This is a genomic window from Pseudomonas proteolytica (genome assembly GCF_007858275.1).
Taxonomy (GTDB): domain Bacteria; phylum Pseudomonadota; class Gammaproteobacteria; order Pseudomonadales; family Pseudomonadaceae; genus Aquipseudomonas; species Aquipseudomonas proteolytica.
This window is the reverse complement of the sequence record NZ_VFEV01000003.1, coordinates 249,051-266,905: the sequence shown is the minus strand read 5'-3', so window position 1 is coordinate 266,905 and position 17,855 is coordinate 249,051. Positions and strand designations below refer to the sequence as shown.

The window sequence follows — 17,855 nt, the reverse complement described above, 5'->3', positions numbered from 1 at the left end:
GGATCTGTACCTATGTGACTATCCCTTGGGCAGACTTGGACGCGGCAAGAGCCGCATCCAAGCTTCAAATGTGTAAACGATGTCCCCGGTTTCAGATGTAAAGGATGTCTACGGTTCTACACCCCCGTTGGGCTGCACAGCAGCCCCAATAAGCCTCCCCCCGGTCTATCAGATAAACCGAGATAGCAGGTTTTGGGGCTGCTGCGCAGCCCAACGGGGGACAAGCCCCCTAGCCACAGGCCGTCGGCTCAGCGGAAATTGCGCTGCTCGCGAATGATCGTGTAGGCACTATGCAGTTCCCGCGTACGTTCCGTGGCCTCGCGTACCTGCGCGGGGCTGGCGCCGCTGCCGGCAATCTTGTCCGGGTGATGACGGCTGAGCAGCCGTCGATAGGCACGCTTGATGACCGCCGGCTCAGTAGTCGCGCTGACCCCGAGAATCCGAAGCGCATCCTGGTAAGTGCCGCCGCGAGTGGCCAAGGGTTTACGCTCCGGCTCGTAATCATGGGCCAGTGCCTGGATCTGTTGTGGCGTCCACCCCAGCCATTTGCCCCATAGCGCGATCAGGTCGCGCTCGGCGAGGCTGGCCTTGCCGTCAGCCCAGACCATGCGCCAGCAAGCACGCAGCACACCTTCGGCCGCATGGGGCTGGGACTTGAGCACACGCAGGTAACTGCGCACACGATCGGTCCCCGACTTGCCCCGATTGAACGCCGCGATCGCCCGGCGCTGCGCCGGCTCGGTCATATCCAGCGAGCGCATCTCCACCCGCGCCTGCTGGATATGCCCGTCCACCACCCGCCCGTTGCTCTTGGCCAGGCGGCCGAGCAACACAAACAGCAATTCGTCATTGCGTAGCGCCGGTCGGCCACCCAGGCGCTCGCGCAGATGCGCCCAACTGCGCAATTGCAGGCGCCGATCCAGCGCCTGGCCCAATAGCGCGCCCAACATGGCCCCCGGAATACTGGCGATGGCAAACCCCGCCCCGGCTCCGATCAGAGTCCCTGGCCACAGCATCTTACTGGCCCACGGTCAGCAGACTTTCAACCTGCGCCAGGCGCTCCAGCGTACCGACGTCAATCCAGCGTCCATCCATGTGTTCCCCCGAAACCAAGCCTTGAGCCATCGCCGTGCGCAACAAGGGCGCCAGCTTGAAGGCACCGGCGCTGCAACCCGCGAACAGCTTGGGATGCAGCAGCGAAATGCCACTGAAGGTCAGGTTATCGGCATCGGGCGCGGCATCATGAAGCAAACCGTCCTTGATATAGAAATCGCCACCAGTGGGGTGATGAGGCGGGTTGTCGACCATCACCAAGTGCGCGAGGCCGCTCAAGGGCTGCTTGAGGCGGGCGAAGTCGTAGTCGGTCCAGATATCGCCATTGACCACCAGGAACGGCTGGTCCCCCAGCAGGGGCAGGGCCTGGAAAATCCCGCCGCCGGTTTCCAGCGGTTCGCCTTCGGGCGAATACTGGATGCGCACGCCGTATTGAGCGCCATTGCCCAGGTAACTCTCGATTTGCTGGCCCAGCCAGGCATGGTTGATGACGATTTCGGTGAATCCGGCTTTCGCCAGCGCCTCCAGGTGATACTCGATCAGGCGCTTGCCACCGGCCTGGACCAGTGGCTTGGGGGTGTGCAGGGTAAGCGGACGCATCCGCTCGCCCTTGCCGGCCGCCAGGATCATGGCCTTCATACGTGGGCCTCGACCGGTTGCCGCAGGCTGGACAGCAACTCGCCCAGGTCGGCCAGTTCCGGGCGATCAGCCAGCACCGCGTCTATATAGGCAAAGAAGCGCGGCACGTCCGCCAGGTAGCGCGGCTTGCCGTCACGGTGGCAGATACGCGCGAAGATCCCGATCACCTTGAGGTGACGCTGCACCCCCATCAAGTCGCTGGCACGCAGGAAGTCTTCAACATCCGCCTGTACCGGGATACCCAACTGGCCAGCACGTTCCCAGTAACCACGCTGCCATTCACGCACCCGCGCTTGGGGCCAACTGAGGAAGGCGTCCTTGAACAGGCAGGTAATGTCGTAGGTCACGGGGCCGTAGACCGCATCCTGGAAGTCCAGCACGCCAGGGTTCGGCACGCTGATCATCAGGTTGCGCGGCATATAGTCGCGATGCACCAGGACCTTGGGCTGGGCCAGGGCGCTCTCGATCAGCAATTGGCTGACCCGCTGCCATAACGCCGCCTGTTGCTCATCGAACTCAATGCCCAGGTGCCGGCGCACGTACCATTCGGGGAACAACTCCAACTCCCGGCGCAACAACGGCACGTCGTAGCTGGGCAACCCGGCGTCCATCGGCAATTGCTGGAAAGCCAGCAACGCGTCGATGGCCTCGGCAAATAATTGGTCGGCATTTTCACCGTCAATCACATCCAGGTAGGTGTTTTTGCCCAGGTCATTGAGCAAAAGAAAGCCTTGGGACAGATCTTCGGCATAAATTTGTGGAACATTTATTCCCGATTTGGCCAACATTCGTGCGATATCGACGAAAGGTTTGCAGTTTTCCTGGGGGGGTGGGGCATCCATCACGACGAATGTGCGACCTTCGCCTTCCCAACGGAAGTACCGTCTGAAACTCGCGTCGCTGCTGGCCGCAGTCAATGTAGCCGGGGGGACGGGCCCCCAACCCTGGGCATGGAAAAGCTCGGGTAACTGCTGATCAAGCCAGACTTTCAGGTGTTGCAAACGTAGATCTTGGTCGGGCATTACAAGGGTCTCCGACGGCGCTAGCCGTCAAGCGGGTCATGCTTTATTATCACGCATCTTTTTCAGACCATCGAGAGGCGTGCGGCCCACACCGCGGGCAGATGGCACGCAGGAAGCCCGGACTAATAAGATGGCATTGAAATCCCCCGCGTTTCGTAGAAAATTTCCGTTGCTGGTAACCGGCAGTCTGCTGGCCATGCAACCTTTCGCCACCTCATTCGTGGTCGCCGCGGAACAGTATGACTGCTCAGTCTCTGCTTCGGGTGCCTGGGATTGCGCGCCGAAAGCCAGCGCAGCCCCTTTGCCACCGCGTCCGGTGCATGACGGCAGTGCCGTCAGCTCGGCCAACGGCACGCCGCAAGGCGAAGCTGCTGGTACCGAAGCCGTGCCGCAGACCACGCTGGTCACCGAATCCAAGGGCCGTGGCCTGCGCTCGCGCAGCGCCGACTACAGCCACCTGGACTGGGTCCCTCGCGAGAAACTCACCGCCGCGCAACTGGCCGAAACCGGTCCTTATTGCGCCGGTGCGTACATCGAGCCGATCCGTCCTGGCATGAACGACAAGACGGACAAGAGCGACGCGCCGACCTTCATCGGTGCCAAAGCCTCTCGTTACGAGCAGGAAACCCAAGTCGCAACCCTGGCCGGTGACGTAGTCATGCGCCAGGGCAGCATGCAGGTCGAGGCCCAAGAGGCCAGCCTGTACCAGGCCGAGAACCGTGGCGAGCTGAACGGCAACGTGCGTATGCGCGATAACGGCGCGCTGATCGTCGGCGACCACGCCCAGGTCCAGCTGGACACCGGTGCGGCCCAGATCGACAACGCCGAATACGTGATGCACAAATCGCGCATCCGCGGTAACGCGCTGTACGCCAAGCGTGCCGAAAACGCGATCATCCGCCTCAAGGATGGTACGTACACCACCTGCGAACCAGACAGCAATGCCTGGCAACTGCGTGGCAACAACATCACGTTGAACCCGGCCACCGGCTTCGGTACGGCGACCAACGCGACGTTGCGGGTCAAGAACATCCCGATCCTGTACACCCCGTACATCTACTTCCCGATTGACGATCGTCGTCAATCCGGCTTCCTGCCGCCGAGCTTCAGCTCGGGTGGGGAAAGCGGCTTTACCCTGGTAACGCCTTACTACTTCAACCTGGCGCCGAACTACGATGCCACGTTGTACCCGCAATACATGACCAAGCGCGGCATGTTGATGGAAGGCGAGTTCCGCTACCTCACCAAGTCCAGCGAAGGTCAGTTCGGCGGCGCGTATCTGAACGATGACAGCGACGAACGGAAGAAACAGAGCGACTACAACAAAACCCGCTACATGCTCAATTGGCAACACAAGGGCGGGTTGGATTCGCGGCTGTTGACTGAGATCGACTACACCAAGATCAGCGACCCGTTCTACTTCCAGGATTTGAAGTCCAATCAGATCGGCGTTGAATCTCGTGAATTCGTTAACCAGCAAGGTGCCGCTAGCTACCGTGGCGATACCTATACGGCTCAACTGAATCTTCAAGCCTACGAACTGGCGACGATCTCGCAGATCACTCCATACAACCGGTTGCCGCAGTTAACCATCAATGGTGCACTGCCTTACCGTCCTGGCGGGCTGTACTTTGCTTATGACGCCGAGGCCGTCCGGTTTGATCGGGATCTGAGGACTGGCAATATCTTCAATAAAGACGGAGGCCCGTTCCCTGACGGCGAACGCCGTCTGGATACATATGTAACTGGGTTGACCCGTGCCAACGGCACTCGATTGAACGTAGCACCAAGCATTTCGCTACCGATGACCTCGAGTTACGGCTTCATCACGCCAAAGCTCAAATACGCCTATACCAAGTATGACCTGGACCTTGACGGCACTGGCAAGGCCGATATGGCTCGCGCGGGCCAGGACTTCAAGAGTTCTCAAGATCGCTCCATTCCGATCGCCAGTGTCGATAGCGGGCTGTTTTTCGACCGCAGCACCCAATGGTTTGGCAAGGACTACACCCAAACCCTGGAGCCGCGCCTGTTCTATCTCTATGTTCCAGAGAAAGACCAGTCCGATATCCCGGTGTTCGATAGCAGCGAAACCACGTTCAACTACAACTCGCTGTTCCGCGACAACCGCTTCTCGGGCACTGACCGGATCGGTGACGAAAACAAACTGTCGCTGGGCCTGACCAGCCGCTGGATCGAAGACAACGGCTTTGAGCGTCAGCGTGTCGCCATCGGCCAAGCGTTGTACTTCAAGGACCGTGAGGTTCAACTGCCTGGCATCGTGGCTGCCGATCGCGCCGACTCCCGGTCGGACGTCTCGCCAATCGCCCTGGACTACGAGTTCCGCTTCAACCGCGACTGGCGCGCGACCGCCGACTACAACTGGGACACCGAGGAGCACTCCGCACGCTCCGGCAGCGCGATGTTCCACTACCAGCCGGAAGACAACCTGAACAAGGTGATCAACGTCGGTTATCGCTATCGCAATGACCAGGTGGTCTACAACCAACTGACTGGTAAATGGCAGTTTGGCGGCGACTACGGGACAGCAGGGCAACCGAACTTCGTGAAGGATTACTACAAAATCCAGCAACACGACTTCTCGATGATGTGGCCGATCGTTCCACAGTGGAACCTGATCACCCGCTGGCAGTATGACTATGCACGCAACCGTACCCTGGAAGCCTTCGGTGGTTTCGAGTACGACAACTGCTGCTGGAAACTGCGTGTGATCAACCGTTATTGGGTTTCCAACGACGAATACACCCAGATCGCCCCACAGAACGAAAAAGGCGACCACGGGCTCTTCCTCCAAATCGTCCTCAAGGGACTCGGCGGCCTGACTGGCGCCAAGGTAGAGAGCTTCCTCGACAAAGGCATCCAAGGTTATCGTGAACGTGAAGATCAAGCTTTCTGATTGTCTGCGCCCGCTGATGCTGGGCGCGTTGTTCCTGGGTACTGCAGCGGCGCACGCTGCAGTGCAACCGTTGGACAAAGTAGTGGCCATCGTCGATAACGACGTGATCATGCAGAGCCAACTCGACCAACGGGTCAAGGAAGTTCAGCAAACCATCGCCAAGCGTGGCGGTGGCGTGCCGCCGACCAGCGTCCTGGACCAACAGGTGCTGGAACGCCTGATCGTCGAAAACCTGCAACTGCAGATTGGCGACCGCTCCGGCATCCGCATCACCGACGAAGAGCTGAACCAGGCCGTCGGCACCATCGCTCAACGCAACAACATGAGCATTGATCAGTTCCGTGCAGCCCTGGCTCGTGACGGCCTCTCCTATGAGGACGCCCGTGACCAGATCCGCCGCGAAATGATCATCAGCCGTGTGCGCCAGCGCCGTGTGGCCGAACGCGTGCAGGTCTCTGAGCAGGAAGTGAAGAACTTCCTGGCCTCGGACCTGGGCAAGATGCAGCTCTCCGAAGAACTGCACCTGGCCAATATCCTGATCCCGACGCCAGACAGCGCCAACGCCGAGCAACTCAATGCCGCAGCGGCCAAGACCCAGGCGATCTACGACCGCCTCAAGGCCGGTGCTGACTTTGCCCAGATGGCCATTGCCCAGTCCGGCAGCGATAACGCCCTCGAAGGCGGTGATATGGGCTGGCGTAAAGCTGCTCAATTGCCACCACCGTTTGACCGTGAGCTGAGCGCCATGGAAGTGGGTGGCATCACCCAACCTGCGCGTACGCCGGGTGGTTTCATCATTCTGAAATTGCTGGAGCGTCGCGGCGGTGAGGCTTCGTTGAAAGACGAAGTGCATGTCCGCCACATCCTGGTCAAGCCAAGCGAGATTCGCACCGAGGCTCAAACCAAGGAACTGGCGCAAAAGATCTATGAGCGCATCGAAGGCGGTGAAGACTTCGCCACCTTGGCCAAAAGCTTCTCGGAAGACCCGGGTTCTGCCCTCAACGGCGGCGACCTTAACTGGATCGACCCACGTGCCCTGGTGCCCGAGTTCCAGCAAGTCATGAACGATACGCCGCAAGGCGTGCTGTCCAAGCCGTTCAAGACCCAATATGGCTGGCACGTCCTGGAAGTCCTTGGCCGCCGCGCCACCGACAACACCACCCAGGCCCGTGAGCAACAAGCGCTGACCGTACTGCGTAACCGCAAGTACGACGAAGAGCTGCAAACCTGGTTGCGTCAGATCCGTGACGAAGCCTACGTGGAAAACAAGCTTCCTGGCGCCGACACAACAGGCACCGACCAGGCAGCCCAGTGAAACCCCAGCGTTTCGCATTGACACCCGGCGAGCCGGCCGGCATAGGTCCAGACCTGTGCCTGCTGCTCGCCTCGCAAGCTCAGCCCCACCCCCTGATTGCCATTACCAGCCGCGACCTGCTCCTTGAGCGGGCCGCGCAGTTGGGCGTGGCTGTCAACCTGCTGGACGCCGCACCGGGCAACTGGCCCAACCTGCCGGCACCCGCGGGCAGCCTGTATGTGTGGGATACCCCGCTGCAAGCCAAGGTGGTCGCCGGGCATCTGGACAAGGCCAATGCGGCCTTTGTGCTGGAGACCCTGACCCGTGCCGGGCAAGGCTGCATCGACGGCGACTTCGCCGGGATGATCACAGCGCCGGTGCATAAAGGCGTGATCAACGAAGCCGGCATCGCCTTTTCCGGTCACACGGAGTTTCTTGCCGAGCTGACCCACACCGAACAAGTGGTGATGATGCTGGCAACCCGCGGCCTGCGCGTGGCACTGGTGACCACTCACCTGCCCTTGCGCCAGATTGCCGATGCCATCACCCCTGAACGCCTGGAGCGCGTAACGCGCATCCTGCACGCTGACTTGCAACACAAGTTCGGCATCGCCCAGCCACGGATCCTGGTGTGCGGCCTCAACCCCCACGCGGGTGAAGGCGGCCACCTGGGCCATGAAGAAATCGACATCATCGAACCAACCCTGGAGCGTCTGCGCCAAGAAGGCATGGACCTGCGTGGCCCACTGCCTGCGGACACTCTGTTTACCCCCAAATATCTGGAGCACTGCGACGCAGTGCTGGCGATGTACCATGACCAGGGGCTGCCCGTGCTGAAATACAAAGGTTTCGGCGCCGCAGTCAACGTGACACTGGGCCTGCCGATCATCCGCACCTCCGTCGACCATGGCACCGCCCTGGACCTGGCGGGCAGCGGCAAGATCGATACCGGCAGCCTGCACGTGGCCCTGGAAACCGCCTATCAGATGGCCGAGACCCGTATATGACCGAGCATTACCAACACCGGGCGCGCAAGCGCTTCGGGCAAAACTTCCTGCACGATGCTGGCGTTATCGACCGTATCCTGCGCTCCATCCATGCCAAGCCCGAAGACCGCCTGCTGGAAATCGGCCCGGGCCAGGGCGCACTCACCCAGGGCCTGCTCAATAGTGGCGGCCAGCTGGATGTGATTGAGCTGGACAAGGACCTGGTTCCGATCCTCAACCAGCAGTTTGCCGGCAAGTCCAACTTCAACCTGTACCAAGGCGACGCGTTGAAGTTCGACTTCAACAGCCTCAATGCCGCCCCCCACAGCCTGCGAGTGGTCGGCAACCTGCCATACAACATCTCCACGCCGCTGATCTTCCACCTGCTGAACAACGCCGGGATCATCCGCGACATGCATTTCATGTTGCAGAAAGAAGTGGTCGAACGTCTTGCGGCCGGTCCTGGCGGCAGTGATTGGGGTCGTCTGTCGATCATGGTTCAGTACCACTGCCGGGTCGAGCACCTGTTCAATGTGGGGCCGGGCGCGTTCAATCCACCGCCAAAAGTTGATTCGGCGATTGTGCGCCTGGTGCCACACGCCGTGCTGCCGCATCCGGCCAAGGATCATCGCCTGCTGGAGCGAGTGGTGCGCGAAGCGTTCAACCAGCGGCGCAAGACCTTGCGCAATACGCTCAAGGCGCTGCTGAGCAACGCCGAGATCGAAGCTGCCGGTGTTGACGGCAGCCTGCGCCCGGAGCAGTTGGACCTGGCCGCGTTCGTACGCTTGGCCGACCAGCTAGCGATTCAGCCGGCACCCACTGCCGACTGACCCAGCGCCATCGCCGGCAAGCCGGCTCCTACAAGGGTGGACACCCGGTCAGACAGCATGTCTGGCCTAGTGCCCACCTCATGGCCTAGACTGATCCGCATCTGCTGTCCTCCGCTTTTGCTCTTAAGGCCTCTTGCATGTCCGATCCTCGCTATCAGATCGACGTCAGCGTCGTCACCCGCTTCCTGGCGGAACAATCGCAACCCGAACAGAACCGCTACGCCTTTGCCTACACCGTCACGGTGAAGAACAACGGCCAAGTGCCCGCCAAGCTGCTGTCGCGTCATTGGGTGATCACCGACGGTGACGGCCATGTCGAAGAAGTGCGCGGTGCCGGCGTCATCGGCCAACAGCCACTGATCGACAGCGGCGCCAGCCACACCTACAGCAGCGGCACCGTGATGACCTCCAAGGTCGGCACGATGCAGGGCAGCTACCAGATGCTGGCCGAAGACGGCGAACATTTCGACGCCATCATTGCTCCCTTCCGCCTGGCGGTGCCGGGAGCCCTGCACTGATGGCAGCCTATGCTGTCGGCGACCTGCAAGGTTGCCTGGAGCCGCTTAAATGCCTGCTTGAACGCGTAGCCTTCGACCCGGCCGAAGATCGGCTGTGGCTGGTGGGCGACTTGGTCAACCGTGGGCCGCAATCCCTGGAGACCCTGCGCTACCTGTATCGCCTGCGCGATTCCCTGGTCTGCGTGCTGGGCAACCACGACCTGCACTTACTGGCGGCCGGCAATAACATCGAGCGTCTGAAAAAGGGCGACACCCTGCGGGAAATCCTCGAAGCCCCGGATCGCGCCGAACTGCTCGACTGGCTGCGCAGGCAAAAGCTCGTCCATTACGATGAAAGCCGAAATACCGCCCTGGTGCATGCTGGCATCCCGCCGCAGTGGACCCTGAAAAAAGCCCTCAAATGTGCCGCCGAAGTCGAAACCGTCCTGGCCGATGACACCCTGTTCGCCACCTATCTGGACGGCATGTACGGCAATGAGCCAGTGAAGTGGGATAACGACCTGACCGGCATCACCCGCCTGCGGGTCATTACCAACTACTTCACGCGCATGCGCTTCTGCACCGCCGAAGGCAAACTCGACCTCAAGAGCAAGGAAGGCGCCGAAACCGCCCTGCCCGGCTACAAACCCTGGTTCGCCCACAAGGAGCGCAAGACCCGCGACACGAAGATCATCTTCGGTCACTGGGCCGCCCTTGAAGGCCATTGCGACGAGCCCGGCGTCTTCGCCCTCGACACCGGGTGTGTGTGGGGCGGGGCCATGACCTTGATGAACATCGACACCGGCGAGCGTCTGAGCTGCCAGTGTGAATCTCCCCTTCCCGTAACACAGCCGGCTGCCGCCAAGCGCTAGACGCCGCTTGCCGCCCGCCCAAGGAGCCCGCCATGACCGAATTCAAACGTATCCCCCCCGAACAAGCCCAGGCCCTGCGCGAGCAGGGCGCCGTGGTGGTGGATATCCGTGACCAGCCTACTTACGCTGCTGCCCACATCAGCGGGGCCAAGCATTTGGACAACGTCAATATCGCCGACTTCATCCGCGCAGCCGACCTCGACGCGCCGCTGATAGTGGCCTGTTATCACGGTAACTCCAGCCAGAGTGCTGCCGCCTATCTGGTCAGCCAGGGCTTCTCCGATGTCTACAGCCTGGACGGTGGCTTTGAGCTATGGCGTGCGACGTATCCTGCGGAAATTGTCACAGGCGATTCGCAATAATTTTTTTCAAACCCCGCTACCCCGCGTGACGCTTGGGCTCGCGCCGATTCTGACGAACGGTGCGCCCAAACTAATTCGGCATCTCGCCTTGACCTCCCGGATTCCCAACTATCATTAAGCGCAGGCCATCCAAAACAGGGGAGAGCCGGTACACCGGCGTGCGGGTCATCGGTAGCGTTTCAGGGTGTTCTGGGGGGAAATGGCCACGGCAAGCGCCACTGGCTGCCAGCATCGACTGATTGATCCGGCGTCGGCTCCACGTATCGAGCGAGGTGACGACGTCATGAGTATTTTTAGCCACTTCCAACAACGCTTCGAGTCCACACAGCAGGAAGAGCTCACGCTGCAAGAGTATCTTGAGCTGTGCAAAAAGGACCGCAGCACCTACGCGTCTGCCGCCGAACGCCTGCTACTGGCGATTGGCGAGCCGGAGCTGGTAGACACCTCCAACAATTCGCGACTGTCGCGAATATTTTCCAACAAGGTGATCCGCCGCTACCCGGCCTTTGAAGACTTCCATGGCATGGAAGAATGCATCGACCAGATCGTCTCCTACTTCCGCCATGCCGCCCAAGGCCTGGAAGAGAAGAAACAGATCCTCTACCTGCTCGGCCCGGTGGGCGGCGGTAAATCTTCCCTGGCCGAAAAACTCAAGCAACTGATCGAAAAGGTGCCGTTCTACGCGATCAAGGGCTCCCCGGTGTTCGAGTCACCCCTGGGCCTGTTCAACGCCACGGAAGATGGCGCGATCCTCGAGGAAGACTTCGGCATCCCGCGCCGCTATCTCAATACCATCATGTCGCCCTGGGCCACCAAGCGCCTGGCCGAGTTTGGCGGCGATATCAGCCAGTTCCGGGTGGTCAAACTCTATCCGTCGATCCTCAACCAGATCGGCGTGGCCAAGACCGAACCAGGGGATGAAAACAACCAGGACATTTCGGCGCTGGTGGGCAAGGTCGATATCCGCAAGCTGGAAGAATTCCCGCAGAACGACGCCGATGCCTACAGCTACTCAGGCGCACTGTGCCGGGCGAACCAGGGCCTGATGGAGTTCGTGGAGATGTTCAAGGCGCCGATCAAGGTGCTGCACCCACTGCTCACCGCGACCCAGGAAGGCAACTACAACAGCACCGAAGGCCTGGGGGCGATTCCGTTCACCGGTATCCTGCTGGCCCACTCCAACGAATCGGAATGGCACACGTTCCGCAACAACAAGAACAACGAAGCCTTCATCGACCGGATCTATATCGTCAAGGTGCCGTACTGCCTGCGGGTCAGCGATGAAATCAAGATCTACGACAAGCTGCTGTTCAACAGCTCCCTGGCCAAGGCCCATTGCGCGCCAGACACCCTGAAGATGCTCGCCCAGTTCACCGTGCTGTCGCGCCTCAAGGAGCCGGAAAACTCGAATATCTACTCGAAAATGCGCGTCTACGACGGGGAAAACCTCAAGGACACCGACCCCAAGGCCAAGTCGATCCAGGAATACCGCGATACGGCGGGCGTGGATGAAGGCATGAACGGCCTGTCGACCCGCTTCGCGTTCAAGATCCTGTCCAAAGTCTTCAACTTCGACCCCCATGAGATCGCTGCCAACCCGGTACACCTGCTCTATGTACTGGAGCAGCAGATCGAACAGGAGCAATTCCAGGCCGAAACCCGCGAGCGCTACCTGCGCTTCCTCAAGGAGTACCTGGCGCCGCGTTATATCGAGTTCATCGGCAAGGAAATCCAGACTGCTTACCTGGAGTCCTACAGCGAATATGGGCAGAACATCTTCGATCGCTATGTGCTTTACGCAGATTTCTGGATCCAGGACCAGGAATACCGCGACCCGGAAACCGGCGAGATCCTCAACCGCGTAGCCCTCAACGAGGAACTGGAGAAGATCGAAAAACCGGCCGGCATCAGCAATCCGAAGGATTTCCGCAACGAAATCGTCAACTTCGTACTGCGCGCCCGGGCCAACAACAACGGCAAGAACCCTACCTGGCTCAGCTACGAGAAGCTGCGGGTGGTCATCGAGAAGAAAATGTTCTCCAACACCGAGGACCTGCTGCCAGTCATCAGCTTCAACGCCAAGGCCAGCAAGGAGGACCAGCAAAAACACAACGACTTCGTCACACGAATGGTCGAGCGTGGCTACACCGACAAACAGGTACGGCTGCTTTCCGAGTGGTACCTGCGGGTTCGCAAATCGCAGTAAGGCAGCGACAGGCGCGCGCTGCCGGGCCCCAGGCCTGGCAGCTGACCGCTTGTCTCTAAGCTTCCAGCTCGCGGCTTGAAGCTTGTAACGTGAAGCTGCCCGGAGGGCTCCCTATGAGCTATGTGATCGACCGACGCCTCAATGGCAAGAACAAGAGCACGGTAAACCGCCAGCGTTTCCTGCGGCGCTACCGTGACCACATCAAAAAGGCCGTCGAAGAGGCGGTGAGTCGTCGTTCCATCACCGATATGGAACACGGCGAGCAGATCAGCATCCCCGGCCGGGATATCGACGAACCGGTGCTGCATCACGGCCGTGGCGGCAAACAGACTGTGGTTCACCCGGGAAACAAGGAATTCACCACCGGCGAGCATATCCAGCGCCCTCAAGGCGGTGGCGGTGGTAAAGGTCCAGGCAAGGCCGGCAATTCCGGCGAAGGCATGGACGAGTTCGTGTTCCAGATTACCCAGGAAGAATTCCTCGAGTTCATGTTCGAAGACCTGGAACTGCCCAACCTGGTCAAGCGCAACCTGACCGGCACCGACACGTTCAAGACCGTACGCGCGGGCATCAGCAACGAGGGTAACCCCTCACGCATCAATATCATCCGCACCCTGCGCTCGGCCCATGCCCGGCGTATTGCCCTGTCCGGCAGCAGCCGCGCCAAACTCAAGGAGGCCAAGGAAGAGTTGGCGCGCTTGAAGCGCGAAGAACCGGACAACTTCGGCGATATCCAGGAAATCGAGGCAGAAATCGAAAAACTCAGCGCGCGCATTCACCGCGTGCCATTCCTCGATACCTTCGACTTGAAGTACAACCTGTTGGTCAAGCAACCCAACCCCAGTTCCAAGGCAGTGATGTTTTGCCTGATGGACGTTTCCGGCTCGATGACCCAGGCGACCAAGGACATCGCCAAGCGCTTTTTTATCTTGCTGTACCTGTTTCTCAAGCGTAACTACGACAAGATCGACGTGGTGTTTATCCGCCATCACACCAGTGCCCGTGAGGTCGACGAAGAAGAGTTTTTCTATTCACGGGAGACCGGCGGCACCATCGTGTCCAGCGCGCTGAAATTGATGCAGGAAATCATGGCCGAGCGCTACCCGGCCAACGAGTGGAACATCTACGCCGCCCAGGCTTCCGACGGCGACAACTGGAACGACGACTCGCCCATCTGCCGCGACATCCTGGTCAACCAGATCATGCCGTTCGTGCAGTACTACACTTATGTGGAGATTACCCCCCGCGAGCACCAGGCCCTGTGGTTCGAATACGAGCGCATCGGTGAAGCCTTCGCCGATACCTTCGCCCAGCAACAACTGGTCTCGGCCGGCGATATCTATCCGGTCTTCCGTGAACTCTTCCAGCGCAGGTTAGTGACATGACCGCCAAAGAGCATAAGCGCCAACCCATTTCCACGGGGTCCGAATGGACCTTCGAACTGATCCAGGCCTATGACCGGGAAATCAGCCGTATTGCGGCCGGATATGCCCTGGACACCTACCCCAACCAGATCGAAGTGATCACCGCCGAGCAGATGATGGACGCGTATGCCTCGGTGGGCATGCCCCTGGGCTATCACCACTGGTCCTACGGCAAGCACTTCCTCAGCACAGAGAAATCCTACACCCGTGGCCAGATGGGCCTGGCCTACGAGATCGTGATCAACTCCGACCCGTGCATCGCCTACCTGATGGAAGAAAACACCATCTGCATGCAGGCATTGGTAGTTGCCCACGCTTGCTACGGTCACAACAGCTTTTTCAAGGGCAACTATCTGTTCCGTACCTGGACCGACGCCAGTTCGATCATCGACTACCTGGTGTTCGCCAAGCAGTACATCATGCAGTGCGAGGAACGCCACGGGATCGACGCCGTGGAGGATCTGCTGGACTCCTGCCATGCCCTGATGAACTACGGTGTGGACCGCTACAAACGCCCCTACCCTATCTCCGCCGAAGAAGAACGGCTTCGCCAGAAGGATCGTGAAGAGCATTTGCAGAAACAGATCAACGATCTGTGGCGCACCATCCCCAAACGCGCCGACAAGAACAGCGACAAGGACAATGCGCGCTTCCCCGTCGAACCCCAGGAAAACATCCTGTATTTTCTGGAAAAACACGCGCCACTGCTGGAGCCATGGCAACGGGAGATCGTACGGATCGTGCGCAAGATCGCGCAGTACTTCTATCCACAGCGCCAGACCCAGGTGATGAACGAGGGCTGGGCCACGTTCTGGCACTACACGCTGATGAACGACCTCTACGACGAAGGGCTGGTGACCGACGGCTTCATGATGGAGTTCCTCACCTCACACACCAGCGTGGTCTTCCAACCGGGCTTCGACAGCCCCTACTACAGCGGCATCAACCCCTATGCCCTGGGCTTCGCCATGTACCGGGATATCCGACGCATGTGCGAACACCCTACCGAAGAGGACCGCCGCTGGTTCCCGGAGATCGCCGGCAGTGACTGGCTATCAACCATCAAGTTCGCCATGAGCAGCTTCAAGGACGAGAGCTTTATCCTGCAGTACCTGTCGCCCCAAGTGATTCGCGACCTCAAGCTGTTCAGCATCATGGATGACGACCTCAAGGACGACCTGCTGGTACCCGCGATCCACGACGAGGCCGGTTACCGCACGATCCGCGAAACCCTGGCGGCCCAATACAACCTGGGCAACCGCGAACCCAACGTGCAGATCTACAGCATCGACATGCGCGGTGATCGCTCCCTGACCCTGCGTCACCAGCAGCATGATCGCAAACCCCTGGGTGAATCCACCGATGAAGTGCTCAAGCACCTGCACCGGCTGTGGGGGTTCGACATCCATCTGGAGACGCTGCAAGGCGATCAGGTCATGAAGACCCACCATGTTCCGCCGCGCAACGACCACAACGACAACGACTACGGCCGCCTGGACCTGGCCGTGGTTCACCTTTGACGCAGCAATGCCTCCATTGGCCTGGCACAGGCGTTATCCTGTAGGGCTAATGGAGGCTTTTTCATGCAAATCTACAAAGTCGGCGGAGCAGTGCGTGATCGCTTGCTGGGCATTGCCGTTACCGATATAGATCGGGTCGTTGTTGGCGCCACCACCGAACAAATGCTCGCCAAGGGCTATCGGCCCGTAGGCTCTGACTTTCCGGTGTTCCTTGATCCGAAGAACAACGAGGAGTACGCCCTCGCCCGTACAGAGCGCAAAAGTGGCCGGGGCTATGGCGGCTTTGTGTTTCATGCCAGCCCCGAAGTCACGCTCGAACAAGACTTGATCCGCCGCGACCTGACCATCAATGCCATGGCCGAAGACGACGACGGCAACCTGACCGACCCGTATAACGGCCAGCGCGACCTGCAAGCGCGGGTATTGCGCCACGTCTCCCCGGCGTTCGCCGAAGACCCGCTGCGCGTGCTACGCGTCGCACGGTTTGCCGCCCGTTATGCCGGCCTCGGTTTTACTATCGCCCCCGAAACCCTGGAATTGATGCGCCAACTCAGTGACTCCGGTGAACTGGAAGCCCTGACGCCAGAGCGCAGCTGGAAGGAAATCTCCCGAGCCCTGATGGAAGATCAGCCACAGGTGTTTATCCAGGTACTGCGCGACTGCCACGCCTTGAAAACCCTGCTGCCAGAAGTGGATGCGCTGTTCGGTGTGCCCCAGCCCGAGGCCCACCACCCCGAGATCGATACCGGCATCCATACCCTGAGCGTGCTGGAGCAAGCCGCCCTGCACGCCCAACCCCTGACTGTGCGCTGGGCCTGCCTGCTGCACGACTTGGGCAAGGGCCTGACACCTGTGGATAAGTTACCCAGGCATATCGCTCACGAGCAGAGAGGCCTGAAGCTAATCAAAGCGGTCAATGAGCGCTTCAAAGTGCCAAAGGACTGCCAGGAATTGGCGCTGCTGGTCGGCGAGTATCACACCCATGGGCATCGGGCACTGGAGCTCAAGGCCTCGACCCTGCTGGAGTTGTTGCAGAGTTTTGACGTGTTCCGCCGGCCACAGCGCTTTGAGGAGTTTGTCGTCGCCTGCGAAATGGACGCGCGGGGCCGCAAGGGCCTTGAGCAGAGAAGTTATCCACAGGCGGATTATCTACGGGGTGCTGCGCAGGTGGCGCGAGGTGTTGCAGTGGCGCCACTGCTGGAGAAAGGCTTCAAGGGCCCGCAACTGGGCGAGGCACTCAAGCGTGAACGGCTCAATGCCCTGAAAGCCTACAAAGAACAGCATTCAGTGTAGGAGCGGGCTTGCCCGCGATGGCGTCAGCTGCATCCCCTCAAACCAGAGGGCGCCGTCGCCGGCAGGCCGCCCCCTACAGGCCCTGGGTGAGCTGCTGGTCGCGCCACTTGAAGGCAACAGGGGCCAGCACCTGATCGATCTGCGCGTCGCGCCACAACGCGGCGAACGTTTTGCCCACCTCCGGATGCACGCGCTCTGGCGCCATCAACGACAGCGGCCACAACACAAAGGCGTTCTTCAGGATTTCTGCCCGCGGCAACACCAATCCATCGAAGTTACCGCTCAGGTCGCCATACAGCAGCACATCGATATCCAAAGGCAGACCCTTGCGATCCGGCGCATAGCGACCATTTTCGGCCTCGATGAACTTCAAGCGGCGATCCAATTCCATCAGGGGCAAATCGGTGTATGCCGACACCACTAGGTTGAAAAACGGCCCGCTCTTGATTCCCACTGGCTGGCTTTCGAACACCGCCGAACAGCGCAAGTCCGTCAAAAAGCCCGCCAACGCGTCGAGGCCCGCACACAGATGGGACTCGCGCTCGATATTGCTACCAAGACCAAGGTAAACCTGAGTTAGCGACATCCGCGCTCGATCTCCACGCCCACACCCTTGGCGGCCGGGACGGCACCGGGCTTGGTCAACTTGAGGTGCAGCCAGGGAATCTGGAATTCTTCCATCAGGACTTGCGCCAGGCGCTCGGCAAACGTTTCCACCAGTTGGAATTGCGCCTGCGCAGCGAAGGCCTGGATACGTGCGGAAACACTGGCGTAATCGAGCGCCAGGGTCAGGTCATCACCGGCCGCGGCGGGGCGATTGTCCCAGGCGAAACTCAGGTCCAGGCGCAGGCACTGACGGATACCTCGCTCCCAGTCGTAGGCCCCGATCACGGTGTCGACTTCCAGGCCTTCGATAAACACTCTGTCCAAGCACTCTTCT

General features: G+C 60.1%; 16 protein-coding genes. 11 read left to right on the top strand and 5 right to left on the bottom strand.

The features are described 5' to 3' along the window. Nucleotides 1–248: 248 nt before the first annotated feature. From FIV38_RS04085 to FIV38_RS04075, 3 genes are read right to left on the bottom strand one after another with little or no spacing between them, the layout of a single operon-like run. A complete protein-coding gene (locus FIV38_RS04085) occupies nt 249–1,016 on the bottom strand; it encodes a DnaJ domain-containing protein (RefSeq protein WP_029296800.1) in 768 nt (255 codons plus the stop codon). 1 nt (nt 1,017) lies between these two features. Beyond that, nucleotides 1,018–1,692, bottom strand: coding sequence for an N-acetylmuramate alpha-1-phosphate uridylyltransferase MurU (gene murU, locus FIV38_RS04080; RefSeq protein ID WP_092239459.1), 675 nt, complete (start codon nt 1,690–1,692; stop codon nt 1,018–1,020). Further along, a complete protein-coding gene (locus FIV38_RS04075) occupies nt 1,689–2,714 on the bottom strand; it encodes an aminoglycoside phosphotransferase family protein (protein WP_070994517.1) in 1,026 nt (341 codons plus the stop codon). Before FIV38_RS04075 ends, murU begins: the two co-directional genes overlap by 4 nt. A gap of 130 nt (nt 2,715–2,844) precedes the next feature. Between FIV38_RS04075 and FIV38_RS04070 the strand changes: the two genes are divergently transcribed. From FIV38_RS04070 to FIV38_RS04020, 11 genes are all read left to right on the top strand, one after another. After that, the gene (locus FIV38_RS04070) at nt 2,845–5,631 is read left to right on the top strand and encodes an LPS-assembly protein LptD (protein WP_092239461.1); all 2,787 of its coding nucleotides are present in this window, start codon (nt 2,845–2,847) and stop codon (nt 5,629–5,631) included. Further along, a complete protein-coding gene (locus FIV38_RS04065) occupies nt 5,612–6,946 on the top strand; it encodes a peptidylprolyl isomerase (protein ID WP_169851218.1) in 1,335 nt (444 codons plus the stop codon). Before FIV38_RS04070 ends, FIV38_RS04065 begins: the two co-directional genes overlap by 20 nt. Continuing rightward, a complete protein-coding gene (pdxA, locus tag FIV38_RS04060; protein WP_029296810.1) occupies nt 6,943–7,932 on the top strand; it encodes a 4-hydroxythreonine-4-phosphate dehydrogenase PdxA in 990 nt (329 codons plus the stop codon). The genes FIV38_RS04065 and pdxA overlap by 4 nt, the downstream gene beginning before the upstream one ends. Further along, nucleotides 7,929–8,741 (top strand): 16S rRNA (adenine(1518)-N(6)/adenine(1519)-N(6))-dimethyltransferase RsmA, encoded by an 813-nt coding sequence (rsmA, locus tag FIV38_RS04055; protein ID WP_092230870.1) that lies wholly within the window; start codon nt 7,929–7,931, stop codon nt 8,739–8,741. Before pdxA ends, rsmA begins: the two co-directional genes overlap by 4 nt. 137 nt (nt 8,742–8,878) lie before the next feature. Next, on the top strand, nt 8,879–9,259 hold the full coding sequence (gene apaG / locus FIV38_RS04050) for a Co2+/Mg2+ efflux protein ApaG (RefSeq protein WP_029296814.1): 381 nt from the start codon (nt 8,879–8,881) through the stop codon (nt 9,257–9,259). Next, nucleotides 9,259–10,110, top strand: a complete 852-nt coding sequence (locus FIV38_RS04045) for a symmetrical bis(5'-nucleosyl)-tetraphosphatase (RefSeq protein WP_029296816.1) — start codon at nt 9,259–9,261, stop codon at nt 10,108–10,110. Before apaG ends, FIV38_RS04045 begins: the two co-directional genes overlap by 1 nt. Before the next feature lie 32 nt (nt 10,111–10,142). Continuing rightward, complete coding sequence (glpE, locus tag FIV38_RS04040; RefSeq protein WP_092230873.1) at nt 10,143–10,472, top strand: thiosulfate sulfurtransferase GlpE; 330 nt, start codon at nt 10,143–10,145, stop codon at nt 10,470–10,472. Between the two features lie 283 nt (nt 10,473–10,755). Then, on the top strand, nt 10,756–12,678 hold the full coding sequence (locus FIV38_RS04035; protein ID WP_017739508.1) for a PrkA family serine protein kinase: 1,923 nt from the start codon (nt 10,756–10,758) through the stop codon (nt 12,676–12,678). A gap of 113 nt (nt 12,679–12,791) precedes the next feature. Continuing rightward, entirely contained in the window at nt 12,792–14,063 is a 1,272-nt protein-coding gene (locus FIV38_RS04030) for a YeaH/YhbH family protein (RefSeq protein ID WP_029296821.1), read from the top strand. After that, nucleotides 14,060–15,622 carry a SpoVR family protein gene (locus tag FIV38_RS04025; protein WP_029296823.1) on the top strand — a complete coding sequence of 521 codons (1,563 nt, stop codon included), beginning with the start codon at nt 14,060–14,062 and terminating at the stop codon, nt 15,620–15,622. The genes FIV38_RS04030 and FIV38_RS04025 overlap by 4 nt, the downstream gene beginning before the upstream one ends. 63 nt (nt 15,623–15,685) lie before the next feature. Further along, nucleotides 15,686–16,915, top strand: coding sequence for a multifunctional CCA addition/repair protein (locus FIV38_RS04020; RefSeq protein WP_092230876.1), 1,230 nt, complete (start codon nt 15,686–15,688; stop codon nt 16,913–16,915). Between the two features lie 73 nt (nt 16,916–16,988). Here the strand turns inward: FIV38_RS04020 and folK are convergent, their stop codons facing one another. Further along, nucleotides 16,989–17,501 (bottom strand): 2-amino-4-hydroxy-6-hydroxymethyldihydropteridine diphosphokinase, encoded by a 513-nt coding sequence (gene folK / locus FIV38_RS04015; RefSeq protein WP_092230879.1) that lies wholly within the window; start codon nt 17,499–17,501, stop codon nt 16,989–16,991. Continuing rightward, nucleotides 17,492–17,845, bottom strand: coding sequence for a dihydroneopterin aldolase (folB, locus tag FIV38_RS04010; RefSeq protein ID WP_092230882.1), 354 nt, complete (start codon nt 17,843–17,845; stop codon nt 17,492–17,494). Before folB ends, folK begins: the two co-directional genes overlap by 10 nt. Nucleotides 17,846–17,855 lie beyond the last annotated feature (10 nt).